At 26.5% G+C, this 14,150-nt stretch carries 11 protein-coding genes; 6 read left to right on the plus strand and 5 right to left on the minus strand.

Features of this window, described 5'->3' with window-relative positions; genetic code table 11:
* Positions 1-12: 12 nt before the first annotated feature.
* The 4 genes from L3B98_RS01615 to L3B98_RS01630 form a co-directional block, all read right to left on the minus strand.
* Positions 13-1,824, minus strand: a complete 1,812-nt coding sequence (locus L3B98_RS01615; protein ID WP_238915330.1) for a cell wall-binding protein — start codon at positions 1,822-1,824, stop codon at positions 13-15.
* Positions 1,825-2,578: 754 nt separating this feature from the next.
* Positions 2,579-3,583, minus strand: coding sequence for a hypothetical protein (locus tag L3B98_RS01620; RefSeq protein WP_238915332.1), 1,005 nt, complete (start codon positions 3,581-3,583; stop codon positions 2,579-2,581).
* 240 nt (positions 3,584-3,823) lie between these two features.
* On the minus strand, positions 3,824-5,215 hold the full coding sequence (locus L3B98_RS01625; protein WP_238915333.1) for a HAMP domain-containing sensor histidine kinase: 1,392 nt from the start codon (positions 5,213-5,215) through the stop codon (positions 3,824-3,826).
* A 26-nt stretch (positions 5,216-5,241) separates the two neighbouring features.
* Complete coding sequence (locus tag L3B98_RS01630) at positions 5,242-5,964, minus strand: response regulator transcription factor (protein WP_015391206.1); 723 nt, start codon at positions 5,962-5,964, stop codon at positions 5,242-5,244.
* A 180-nt stretch (positions 5,965-6,144) separates the two neighbouring features.
* Here L3B98_RS01630 and argS point away from each other — a divergent pair, with 180 nt between their 5' ends.
* From argS to L3B98_RS01655, 5 genes are all read left to right on the plus strand, one after another.
* Positions 6,145-7,518: an arginine--tRNA ligase gene (gene argS / locus L3B98_RS01635; protein ID WP_238915335.1), complete on the plus strand. Its 1,374-nt coding sequence runs from the start codon at positions 6,145-6,147 to the stop codon at positions 7,516-7,518.
* A 173-nt stretch (positions 7,519-7,691) separates the two neighbouring features.
* Positions 7,692-8,831, plus strand: coding sequence for an AI-2E family transporter (locus tag L3B98_RS01640; protein ID WP_238915338.1), 1,140 nt, complete (start codon positions 7,692-7,694; stop codon positions 8,829-8,831).
* Between the two features lie 32 nt (positions 8,832-8,863).
* Positions 8,864-9,400: a nitroreductase family protein gene (locus tag L3B98_RS01645; RefSeq protein WP_238915340.1), complete on the plus strand. Its 537-nt coding sequence runs from the start codon at positions 8,864-8,866 to the stop codon at positions 9,398-9,400.
* Between the two features lie 174 nt (positions 9,401-9,574).
* Positions 9,575-10,303, plus strand: coding sequence for an HAD-IB family hydrolase (locus L3B98_RS01650; RefSeq protein WP_015391210.1), 729 nt, complete (start codon positions 9,575-9,577; stop codon positions 10,301-10,303).
* A 14-nt stretch (positions 10,304-10,317) separates the two neighbouring features.
* Entirely contained in the window at positions 10,318-11,040 is a 723-nt protein-coding gene (locus L3B98_RS01655) for a ribonuclease H-like domain-containing protein (RefSeq protein ID WP_015391211.1), read from the plus strand.
* Positions 11,041-11,085: 45 nt separating this feature from the next.
* Here the strand turns inward: L3B98_RS01655 and L3B98_RS01660 are convergent, their stop codons facing one another.
* Entirely contained in the window at positions 11,086-11,970 is an 885-nt protein-coding gene (locus L3B98_RS01660) for a ComEC/Rec2 family competence protein (RefSeq protein WP_015391212.1), read from the minus strand.
* A 407-nt stretch (positions 11,971-12,377) separates the two neighbouring features.
* Here L3B98_RS01660 and L3B98_RS01665 point away from each other — a divergent pair, with 407 nt between their 5' ends.
* On the plus strand, positions 12,378-14,132 hold the full coding sequence (locus tag L3B98_RS01665) for a phosphoenolpyruvate carboxykinase (protein ID WP_238915341.1): 1,755 nt from the start codon (positions 12,378-12,380) through the stop codon (positions 14,130-14,132).
* The last annotated feature ends 18 nt before the right edge of the window (positions 14,133-14,150 follow it).

Raw genomic sequence — 14,150 nt, forward strand, 5'->3', positions numbered from 1 at the left:
TTATTTAATAAGTTATTTATTTGTTATAGTTTCTTTTTTAGTATCATTATTTGTTTGCTTATTGGTTTTAGTATCAATTGATGAATTAGATTTGTCAGTTACATTATGCGTATCGTCTGAGGTTGTAGTATTATTAGTAGCGCTACTTGAAACATTATTATTATTATTATTATTATTATTATTATTATTATTATTATTATTAGGAATTGGAGCTTTTTCTTTGCTTCCATCATAATCATAGTTTAAGGAAGCATCTGGATTTTGTAGCAATCCGTCATGCCCTAATACATATTCTTCATGGTTTTCTCCAATAACTATTGCATCCTTTTGCATGGTTCCATCTTTGTAAAAATAATACCATCCTTTTTCTGTCTTTAACCATCCTATTACTTTTTCATCATTATTTTTATAATAATACCAATCGCCATTTCCTTTTCTCCAGGATGAATCATATTCTCTATAATCCTTTTGTTCAGAAGTAGCTTTATTGCTTGCTTTATCTTTTGATATTGTATTTTCATTTAGTGGAGATTTGGCTTGTGTATTTTCTATAGGATTCTTATTTTCTTCACTTAACTTATTTTTAATATTAGAATCATAATTATTAAAGTCATTAATATTTTTATAGGTATTTTTCAAGGTTAATTTATCATAGTCACCATTTAATTTATTTGTGTTATCTTGAAAATATTCAGCTAGATCATATACAATATATCTATTTTTAATTTTTTTATTTTCCTTATCATGAAATTCTTCTTTCACTAGTACATTTTCTGAATCAACCATATGAATAGTAATATTACTATCATCACTATATGTTTTAGGTATTTCAATAAGCATATCAAAGCTGTTCTTTTCAAGTTTAGCTAAATATATTTTGTTAGAATTATTATTGTCGTCTTTTTTTATTAATATATATTCCTTATAAAAATTATCATATCCATATAGAGTTATGTTGCTTAATGGTTCTATAAACCTGCCAGCTATGTCATATTGATTAAGATTAATAGTGTCTTTGTTTTTATCATTATAATCTAAACCTATGTATGCTTGACCTTCTGAACAAAATGTATATTTTAAGTAGTTTCCAGAATGATTATTAGGAACTTCACTTTGAGAATTATTGGTTTTTATATCATCATATTTTACAAGTGTAAAATTACTGCCATCAAAGTTTATTTTTTTTACTACATTGTTTTGACAAATTGCGTAGAAATTTTTTGTCGTGTTATCATAAAATATTCCACCAATAATATCTTCACTATCAAAACTACATTCAAATTTATATTGATCGTTGGTGCTAATATTATATAAGATGTAATTTATTTTCTGAGATAGGTTTTTTGAACATAAAAAATAATCACTGTTCCCAGAAATGGAATACCAGCTAGTAGGTGATTGATCATCTGTATTGGAAAGTAGGAGATATTCTTTTCCAGATTTCCAATTAAAGTAGCTATTCTTTCCAAAGATCTTATCACCATAAATATTTAAGTTAAAGTTTAAATAATCATCTGGTAACTTTATACCAGATGTATTTGTATTTCCAGCTTTGTCTAAAATAAATATATTAGTATCATATAACTTTTTATTAATGTTATCATATTTTATTAAATATATATTTCCATTAATATAACCTAACGGAATTTCTTCAAAATCATCATTGGTTTCATTTTCAATATTAATAATACTTTTTATATTATTGATACTTACGTCTGCATTTAATACTTCTATTTCTTCATTTCCTTTAAGTATGTATACTTTGTAAAATATACAGGATAATATAATTATTATTAATAATATAAAACTAAGTATTTTTTTCATTTTTCCTCCCGATATAATAAGCATACATAATAAACTAATAATGTAAATAAATCATGAATTTATTATATATTTTTTTATTTGATATAGATATCCAAATGGATAATCAAACTTATAAATGGAATATACATGAATCATTGAGAAATTATAATCGCAACACTACACTAGAAATTAGATACATTTTTCTGGAAGCAGGCATGTGAAATTAAGCTGATGATGGTTATTAGTGGAAGGCTGTTCCATTTTCTGCTTGTCATAAATTTACTTTAGGAACATGCGGAAATGGGTGCAACCTTCCACTTAGAACCATCCAGCGAAAATTTCACTAGTCCTGAGGAAGATAAATGCATCTGATTTCAGTAATTGTTGCATAAGTCTAATTCTCGCTTTGGATATCTTTATTAATCTAAACAATTATAAACTAAACTTATTACATAATTGTTAAATAATTTATTTAATAAGGAATTTTATCAAAGTTATGGCATTTTATTTGGAAATCTTGAGTTTTATACAAATTTAAAAAATTGCCAACATTTAATCAGTTTCTTTGAAACTGTATTAAGTTGACAACTTTTCATAGACTTTTAATAATTTAATTTGTAGAGTTTTTTTACAATAATTTATTTTTGTTAATTTAATGTTGATTAGTTACATTTGTTGATTTTTAGATATATTGGATAGCATTAAGTACATATATAATGCAATATATTTAGTAGATAATTAATTACGAAGTAAAATAATTTAATTGATATATATATTATCGAATCCATACCCCGTCTGAACCTAAAACATATTTGTTATCGCCTTCTATTATAGCTGTATCTTTTTGCATTACACCATCCTTGTTTGTATAATACCATTTGCCATTATATATAACCCATCCTATCTTTTTCACTCCGTTATCATCTACAAAATATGTTTTTCCATCGATAACTTTTTGGCTATAACCCTTTGTTTTTTCTGGATCTTTATCTTCTGGCTTAGCTCTATTAGTTAATGCCCCATCTGCATTTAATACGCAGTCATTACCTTTTCCATCTTTAATAGTTGTATTCTTTTGCATTATTCCATTATCATTAAAATAGAACCATACTCCATTAATTTGTTCCCAACCTTTAGCTAAGTGTTCTTTCTTTTGATTTCCATCATTATAAGTCCAGTCAGTTCCAACTTGTTTCCACTCTTTTTGACTCTTTTTATATGCTTCTGAACTATCATAAGTAACTTCAACTCCATCGATGAGATCATATCCATGCTCACCAACAAGTACTCCATCTTTATTTAACTTAACTTCTTTTCCAAATTGATTTTTAACAGTTGTGTCTTTGAGCATTTCTCCCTTTTCATTGTAATAATATATTTTACCTTGATCTTCAACCCAGCCTGTTTTTTGCCCTGATGCATTTAAATAATAGCACTTACCATTATCAAGATTGCAATTTGCTCCATATTCCCAGTTAACTTCTCCTACTCCATATTCATCAATTTTAACTTCAGTTTTATTGTTAGGACCTAGAATAGTTTTATTTTTTACCATTTCACCATTCTCATCAAAATAATGCCATACTGAACCCTTATCATCTCCAAACAAGATCCATTGATTTGTATCTTTCACACCATTGTCATAAGAATAAGTATGTCCATTTTCTGTTTTAAGTCCGTTTAATGTTGTTTCTGCATTGGCAGGTAAATTTCCTACTGTTAAAAGACTTCCGCAAACCAAAGCAGCTGCAATTAATTGATTTAATATCTTTTTTTTCATTTCTATTCCTCCTAAATAAAAGTAATTTAATAAATATTTGATTTGTACCCTTAGTACATTACCCATAATAAACCTATTTCAAATACTTTCAATGCTTTTTACATTTTTGTAATGTTCTTGTAGGATTTGGATATTAGTTGTTACTTATTTAATATTTTTGTAACATTCTTGTAATATCGTTCGTTAACGAAAACTATAATTTAGAATTAATGAAAAAAAGCCTAGTGGCTTTTTTCATAACTAATTTATGTTTGATAAATAGAATGATATTTTATTATTTTCTATATTATATTTTAAAGTAAGCATATTCTTTTGAGCTAATTCATTACATAAATATAATCCCAAGCCTGAACTTGAAATACTTTCTTCCTTGTTGCAATCAAATTCATTATATTTAATAAAGGGCTCTAATAAATTTTCAGAAATATTTTTGGGGATTGAAGAAATTTTATTTTTTGTTTCAAAGATAAAAGTATCATTATCAAATTTTTTAAGTGAAATATATATTTCTTTACCTTTTGAGTATTTTAATGCATTATCTATTAAATTTAAAATTATATGTTCAATATCTTCTTTTACGGCTAAAATACTAATTTCATCTATATTAGTAATGAACTTTTTATTAAGTCGTCGGCTCCTGTCAATCAATCTATCACAAATGTCTAAAATTAATGTGTTTAGTTCCACTTCTTGTTTGATATCCTTTTTTCCAACTCCACATCTTGAAATTTCAAGAAGCTTTTGAATAAGTTCTTTTAACTTTCCACATTCAAGCATTATACGGTTAACAGCTCTTTTTTTAAATTCTTCATCAATACTGTTTAGACCTTCTTCTTCTAATATTTGTACATAACCATATATTGAAGTAACTGGTGTTTTGAGTTCGTGAGTGGCATTGTTAAAAAAGTCTTTTGATATATTTTCTAATTTTTTCTTTTCTTCAATCATTTCATTAAAAGAATTAGTTACTTGTCCAATTTCATCTTTAGATCGTACTGAAATTTTATCAACATCTTTTCCTTCTCCATATTTTTTCATTTCCATGCTGAGCTTTTTTAAAGGACTGATTATTCTATTTATAAAGTAATTTAATGATCCTATTATGACCACAAAAAGGATAATTTGTGCACTTATTATATTTGTCATTGTGTTCTTAATGCTATTGTAATACTCATCGTAGTTTTTTTGGATGATTAAACTTGAATCATATTTTCCATTAAGATAAACAGGGTATATGTATGTAGAAATTAATCCATTTTTTATATTGAAGATTATTACTGAACTTTTTCCTTTTGAACTTTCTAATATATTATCAATACTATTTTCAAGTAATACATTTCCTTTACAATCTATTAATTTATTATTTGAATCATATAACCCAACATAGCAATCATAATTATTGTTAATTTCATAGACGGTTTTATTTTTTACTTTAGAGTCATCCTCAATAACCATAGAACTGTATTTTAAAGTGCTTGTACTGAATTTACTGATATTCTCCATATCATCCTTGATATTGTTCTTAATACTTTTATAGAAAGTATTATAAATTAAAATACTTAATCCAAGATTAAATATAATAAGAGCAAAAATAATAGCAGTCATTATTTTTCCTTTTAGTGTTCTTAGCATATTTTTCACTTCCTAACTGTATGCCTTTATCTTATTACATATCCTACACCAAAAACTGTTTCTATTATAGAATTTTCTTTATCATCCCCAAGGTTTGCCCTTAATCGTCTTATGTGAACATCTACAGTTCTTGTATCACCATAATAGTCATATCCCCATACTTCATTTAAAAGTTGCTGTCTTGTGAAAACAATTCCTTTGTTTTTATATAAATAACTTAATAAATCAAATTCTTTTCTTTTTAGCAAAAGTTCCCGACCGTCTCTTATTACTGTTCGTGTATCAAAATTAATTGTAATTTCATCTTTTTCAACCTTATCAACAATAGCGTTGCTTTTATTATTTTCAAAAGGCGAAGAAGTAGTACTTTCGCTAGCAATAATATTTTTGTTTGCCCGTCTAAAAATAGCATTAATTCTAGCTATAACTTCTCTTATTTCAAATGGTTTTGTTATGTAGTCATCTGCGCCTATTTCCATACCCAATATTCTGTCAATAACATCATCTCTAGCAGTAAGCATAACAACATAACTTGTTTGATTTAGGATTTTACATAATTCAAAACCACTTATGTCTGGAAGCATTAGATCCAATAAAACTAAATGAGGTTCAAATTCTTTGAAAAGTTGCAAAGCAGTTTCTCCATTATAAGCTCCTTTTACTTCGAAGTTTTCCTTTGAAAGAGCAAATTTTAAAGTATCATTAATAGAAAATTCATCTTCAACAACTAATATTTTCTTCTTTTCCATATTAACCCTCCAAATACTAATTATACATTATTTAATTTTATACAATTTCCTATATATTGCAACATTAGTTTGTTTTATACTGAGTATAGAATATAAAAAAATTGGGGAAATATTGAGTTTATATGAAGGATTAGACCTTAGTTTTGATTTTTTTATTTTAATATACTTGGAGGAACCTTTATGGATTATAAAAGTGAGATTGTTGAATTAATAAAATCTTATGTTGATTTGAATTTTGATAATATAAAAAGTTTAATTGAAGTACCACCAAAACCAGAAATGGGAGATTATGCATTTCCATGCTTCCAATTATCAAAGGTTATGAAAAAGGCACCTAATATAATAGCAGAAGATCTAAAAAACAATATTGTGACAGAAGTTTTTGAGAAAATTGAAAATCTAGGACCATATCTAAATTTTTTTGTGGATAAGGGAGTATTTGCAGAAAATATAATTGAGAAGGTTTTAGAAGAAGGAGATGAATATGGGATATCAAATAGTGGAAATGAAAAAACAATATGTATTGAGTATTCTCAACTGTGCATAAAAAATTCTTTTCAGATAAGCAGCTTTTATACTAAAGTTATAGGTAATGCTTTAACTAGAATGTATAAGAAGCAAGGATATAATGTCATTGAAATATCTAATTCTGAGGCTTTTGGGACGGAATTTGATAAGTCTTTAGTAACTGAATTTCTAGTTGAAGAGGCAGTTAATAATAATAATATTAATCAGGTGATAAATGAATTAAGTGAAAATGGAATTTTGGTAGAAAGTAATGGAGTTAAGGTTGTTAATCTTAAGAAATATAATATGCCACCATGTATAATTTTAAAAGATGATGGTACATTTACATATGCGCTTAGGGATATTGCAGCTGTAATTTATAGAAAGAAATATTATAATTTCGATAAATATATTTATGTAGTTGATAGTACGCAAGAATTATATTATAAACAAATATTTAAGGTGTTAGAGCTTGTAGGGTATGAATGGGCAAAAGATTGCATTTGTATTGGACTGGGATTAATTAAGTTTTCAGAGAGAAACCTATTTATGAGAGATTGGACAACTGTTTTGATGAAGGATATGTTTAAAGCTGAAGCATTAGTGTTTGCTTGTCTCAAAAATTTAAAAGAAAATAATGTTATTCTTGATTGGAAGGAAATATTAGGATTTGATGGAGAAAATGGCCCGTATGTTCAAGCATCTTACGCTAGTTGGGGTAGTATTCTAATTAAAGGGGTTAAATGTACAGGGAAGGCTGATTATAAGAAATTATCGTCGAGTGAAGAATTTGAATTAGTGAAAAGAATAGGTAACTTTAATGAAATTATAACTTTAACAATAGAAAAATTAGAACCTTCAATTTTAACTAAATATATAATTGAAGTCGCTAAAAGATTAGAGAAATTTTATGATCCGTATTTTATGATGAATCTAGAAGATGAGACATTAAAAGTAGCTAGATTAAACCTAGTTAAAGCAGCTTTACAGGTTATAAAAAATGGATTAGAATTACTTGGAATTGGTACTTTAGAAAAAATATTATGAAATTTTTATGAAATGATGAAATAAATATATCGTTATATAAAGAAAAATTTTCTTTTATAAAGCATTTTAATATATAATTATTGGATATAATTTAGAAAGATATAATTTTGCAAATAATTATATGATATAATTTAGGTACAACTAACGAATTATTTGAAGGGATTTGAAAGGAATTGTTTTTTAATAATAATATTAAGTATAGAGATATTTTAATATTTGCACTAATAGGTGTAATAGGATATAAGCTTATAGATAATTATGATTATTTTTTTAGCTTGTTAAAAAAGATAGTAACAATTATGACACCTTTTATATATGCTTTGATTTGTGCGTATATATTAAATCCAGTAATAAGTTTTTTTGAGCGAAAATTAAAAGTTAAGAGAGCAATTTCAATAGCAATTACTTATTTGATGATTGTTACTTTAGTTTTTATTATTTTATTTTTTACTATTCCAAGTATAATTGACAGCATACTCAATATAACAAAGGAAGTACCTAAGTATGTAGAAATCATACAGAAATGGATTAATACAGCCTTACAAAATGAAAGAATAAAAATACTAATTGAGCAAGCAGGATTATTAGGAAAGTTACAGGAAATGTCTGGTCAAATAGGAAATATTGCAATTGTATTATTGCAAGGATTAGTTATGTATTTACTTTCTTTTACCTCTAATTTAGTGATTGTAATTTTTGGTTTTTTAATTTCAATTTATGTTATAGTTGATAAAGAAAGGCTTTTAAAGAATACTAGAAGAATTACATATATGATTTTTAAAGAAGAAAATGGGAATAGGATAATAAATTTTGTTAGAACATATAATAAAATGGTCGGGTTTTATATTGGAATAAAAGCCGTAGATTCTTCAATTGTTGGTATTATAGCATTATTTGGATTATTAATTGTTGGGGAACCATATGCACCTTTGATTGCGCTTATTGTAGGGATAACCAATATGATTCCTTATTTTGGTCCGCTTATGGGTGTTATTGTTGCGATGACGGTTGCTATATTTGTTTCACCTATGAAGGCGTTTGTTGTTTTTGTTCTTTTGCTTTGTATTCAACAATTTGATGCATGGTTTCTTGAACCAAAACTTGTTGGGAAAAAGGTTGGGATTAGCCCTCTTGGAATTATTCTAGGAGTTACTATAGGTGGCGGTTTTTTAGGCCCTATAGGAATGTTATTAGGTTCTCCTACAATGGCAACTATAAAAATATATTACGAAAAATTATTTTCTAAATTTAAAGATAGCCATCCTCGCCTTGTTAAAGAAGAAAATCTTGATGATACTAAAATTGGAAAATAGATATTTATTAAAAAATAATAAGGGAGATTTTTATGGAAAATTTTTTTGAACTAGTTAGTAAACGGCAAAGTTGTAGAAAGTATTTAGATATAGCTGTTGAAAAAGAAAAGCTATTAAAATGCATTGAAGCAGCTCAAGCAGCACCATCAGCATGCAATAGTCAGCCATGGCACTTTATTGTTGTGAACAATAAAGAATTAGCGGCTAAAGTTGCACCTTGTCTTCAAGATAAGATTATGAATAAATTCACTACCCAATGTCAAGCATTTATTATTGTTATAGAAGAAAATGGAAATTTAACTTCACGTGCAGGTGCCTTAATGAAGCATCAAGATTATAGATCTATTGATTTGGGGATTGCAACGGAACACATATGCCTCGCAGCAACAGAGCAAGGACTTGGGACATGTGTTTTAGGTTGGTTCAATGAAAAGGAGCTTAAAAAGCTTTTAAATGTTAATGCATTTAAAAGAATTAGATTAGTTATAGCTATAGGATATCCAGAAGATGGTAGTGTACGGAAGAAAGTAAGAAAGAATATAGATGAAATTTCAACTTTTATAGAATAAGTAAATAAATTTTAAAGAACACTATCAATAAAAAAGTAATTTGATAGTGTTTTAATTATGTTATTTAAATTATTATAATATATTTTAACAAAAAAATATTTTTTATGGTTATTGTAAGCTTTTCCAGTAGAAAAAAATAAAGTATAATAGATAAGTAAAAAAGGATGTGAGATTATGGCTAATGTAGGTGCTTTTTTTGATTTAGATGGAACCTTATACAGAGAAGGCTTAATAACAGAAGTATTCAAAAAGATGGTAAAGTATGAGATTATAGGTGAAGAAAGATGGTATAATGATGTAAGACCATACTTCACCAAATGGGATAAAAGACAAGGGGATTATGATAATTATCTTTTAAAAATGATAGATATATATATTGAATCCGTTAAAGGCTTACAAAAATATCAAATGGATTATATAGCAAAAAAAGTTGTAGAACAAAAGGGTGATAGGGTATATACTTTTACAAGGGACAGAATTAAATGGCACCAGGCCAATGGTCACATTTTAATTATAATTTCTGGATCACCATCAGAACTTGTTAGTGAGATGGCTAAGAAATATGGATTTACGGATTATATTGGTGCAAAATATATTATAGATAAAGATAGTATATATACTGGAGAAGTAATTCCAATGTGGGATAGTAGAAGTAAAAAAAAGGCGATTAATGATTTTGCAATAAAATATGATATAGATTTAAATGAAAGTTATGCATATGGTGATACGGCAGGAGATTATACAATGTTTAAAAATGTAAAGCATCCTTATTGTATGAATCCAACTAAAGAACTTTTACAAAAGGTTATTAAAGATAGAGAATTAATTAAAAAGATTAATGTTGTTGTTGAAAGGAAAGATGTAATATATAACTTAGACATCGAAGATATACAATTCTTATAGGAAAGAGTGATACTGTGATTATTCGTGAAAATAGAGTCAAGGTGGAAGAATATATAGATGAATATATTATGAAGTCGCAAAATAAGGAATATGGTCCTGAAGATGTTATATTCTTTGACCTTGAACATTATGTTTATAAAAAACCAAAGTGTATTGGGGTATTTGGAGCGTGTGAATATGATAAAAAAGCTAATAATATTCTAGTTACTCAATATATGATTGAAGATAGAGATGAGGCAAAAGATATATTATATCTTGCTAAAGAATACTTTATGAAAATGAAAGAGAAAGGGAAAAAAGCGATAATCACTTTTTCAGGAAATAATGATTTTACAGTTATAAATTATCTTTTTAAAGAAAATGGCATATATTACAACTTTGATGAAGAATTTGATTCTGTTGATATTCAAAAAGAATATGAAAAGTTTAACAATTTATCTATCGGTCTTAAAAAATTAGAAAAGGTTTTTGGTATTTTTAGAGAAGGAGAAGTTATAAGTGGATCTAATTTAGCTAAAACCTTTCATAAAGTCATGAAGGATAAAGGGTATTTTAAAAGAATGCCAGAAGAGAAAATAGAAAAAATCCTTTTATACAATGAACAAGATGTTATAAATTTATATTATATATATGTTAATTGGAAAAAATATATCTTTAATAATAGTAATATTAAAGATACTCAATTTGAAGATGATCTTATGGACGTTGAAGTATTAGAAGATGATTCTAATTTATAAAAAATTTATTATGTGAGAGCACTGGAAAATATAATTAATAATTTTTCAGTGCTTTTTTGTTATTTTATAACCATCAGAGTAAAGAAGTATATTTCCATCTATATCCGTTCTATAGATTGTAATTTTATTCATATTTAAAAGGTTGATAGTACCTTCATATGGATGATTATAGATATTGTCTTTACCTACTGAAATAACAGAAATCATCGGATTTACTTTCTTAAGAAAATTAGTACTGGTTGAAGTTGACGAACCGTGATGACCAATTTTAAGTACATTAGCAGTGATATTTTCATTATTATCAAGTATTTCTTTTTCAACTTCTTTTTGAGCGTCACCTGTAAAGAGAAATGATGTATTGCCATATTCGATTTTTATAACTGGAGAATAATTATTTAAGTCTTCATAAAAATCTTTAATAGGTGAAAAGACTGTAACTTTTGTATTGTGCCCCAAATCAATGGAATTTGTACCTTTTTTTATTACATTAATCTTCAAATGTTTACTTTTTAATGTATCTAACATTTTTTCAAAGGTTTTTGTTGTAGATTGAATCTTAGGAGCATAAAATTCTAAAACACTGTAATCTTTTATTATCTTAGCCATATTTCCAATATGATCCTCATGAGGATGGGTTGCAATTACATAATCAAATTTATCTATATATAAACTTGATAAATAATTAAAAAGTTTTTTTTCATCACTATTTGGACCAGAATCTATTAAAAGATTTTTGTTATTAACTTGAATGAGTATGCTATCTCCTTGTCCTACATCTATATAATGAACTAACATAATATTTGGATCTGGCTTAAAAGGTTCATTCTCTTTAACTATAAAATAATTGTAGCCTAATTTAAAAGAGAAAAAGATTAAAATTATTAAAATAACTAATAAACTTTTATTTTTCAAATTAAAAATTTTGTTCATAGGTAATATTTTACTCCTTAGAATAATATTATATTAATTGATTGTGTCATAAATAGAATGATTTTATACATGATAATTGCTTAATCTTAAGTTAATGCCAATTGATTAATAGAAAGAAGAATATAAAAGACGAATGAGTAGGATAGTTTTTAAATAAATATTCATAAAATGTTGATGGAATGTTTATAATTAGTAAAATATCAATATAATTGGGAAGAAGGCTTATTATGGCCAATTAAAATATAATTAATCTAAAAAATTCATATAAAGTAATCAGCATATATATGATAATTGCAAAAAAGTTAAGTTGAATATTGCAAATAATATGTTATAATTAATTAAATATGCATTAAATAAAATAAAAATGCAATATTTGAGTTGGTAAAATTTCATATGGGGGCGAGGAAATGAAAAAAGAATTTTCTATGAGTAATGATAAAGTAATGATAAATTTTACAGCAAAATACTGTAATAGTTTTGAATCTATATTGGAAAGTGATGGATTCAGACGAATTTTAGAAGTTTATTTAAGAAGAACAAAAAAGAAAAATTCTTTAGTATATAGATATTTAAATCAGGCATTAGAAACTGATAGCCTTATAGATATTAGACGAGATTTAATAATGATAATAAAATATTTAACTGTTATGACAGTTGAAGAAGTTGTGGAAATAAGTATAGCCTATTACAAGTTATTAGAAGACAGAGACAAATTCATAACATTTATAGAAGATTTATATTTATTTTGGAGGAGACTTGAAAGATATACTATAGTTCATAGATATAAGATTCAACAAGGTCTTGCAGCGGTCAGCTTTACAGAAGCAAATGCTATTTTTTCTAATCTTATATTAAAGTTATATAGAAAAATTGAAATGCATGTTGTTGGATATCAACCTAAAGTATATAGACAAATACCAGCAGGTGGGAATGCGTGTATTATGATTCATGAAATGGAATGGGTAAGGCCCGATGGTTATGAAGCATTAGAAGAAATTCCATTCATTGATCATATTTTACTTGAAACGCCATTTATTACTTATCCTAAAAAGAATACTAGAGATGGAATGTTTACTGAGATAAATTATAATCCATTAAAATATGCACAAATAAACAAAGAACATTGGTTTTGTTATCCAGCTAAGATTGGTGGATTACTTACTTTTATTTATTTTCATAGGGATTTTATGGAACATGGAATAACGTTGTGTAATTTATTTGAGATGGCAAGAAGTGAAGAAACAAGAGGAAGAAAACCAGACATTATTTATGTTTTTGGAGCTAAAGATGATGATGATGAACTAAAAACTGTATTTTTTGATGATGCTCAAAATGATATAATGCTAGGATATGTTAATCATTCAGAGAAAATTGATTATTTTGGATATATTAAAAAGATGACATTAACTCTTTATAATTTAATTATGATAAAACGTGGATACCTACCAATACATGGTTCAATGGTAAACATTGTATTAAAAAGTGGTGATGAAGCAAATGTCGTTATAATGGGAGATAGTGGAGCAGGAAAATCTGAAAGTTTGGAAGCTTTTAGAGGATTGAGTGAAGATTATATATCTGATATGACCATTATATTTGATGATATGGGTACCTTTAAACTAGAAGGTGATGTTATAGTAGGCTATGGGACTGAAATAGGGGCATTTGTTAGATTAGATGATTTAGATCAAGGATACGCTTTTAAAGAAATGGATAGAAGTATATTTATGAATCCTGATAAGGTTAATGCAAGACTGGTTGTGCCAGTAGCTTCTTATAAAGATATCACGAAAGGACATCCAGTTGACTTTTTCTTTTATGCAAATAATTATGATGAAGTTACAACTGGAGAAAAATATTTAAATTATTTTACAACACCTAAAGAAGCAATAAAAGTGTTTAAGGCTGGAGCAAGAATGGCAAAAGGAACAACTACAGAGAAGGGCTTAGTTGAATCATTTTTTGCAAATCCTTTTGGACCAGCTCAAAAACAAGCAGAAACTAATATAATAATAGAAAAATATTTTAATGCAATGTTTGAACAAGACAAAGTTAAAGTTGGTCAGATTAAAACTTGTTTAGGAGTAAAAGGACAAGAAAAAGATGGACCAAGAAATGCAGCTATTGAGCTATTTGATGAAATAAGAAAGATGAAGAAATAAAATATAAAAAAAGATTAA

This window comes from Clostridium sp. YIM B02555 (genome assembly GCF_022320955.1).
Lineage (GTDB): Bacteria > Bacillota > Clostridia > Clostridiales > Clostridiaceae > Clostridium > Clostridium saccharoperbutylacetonicum.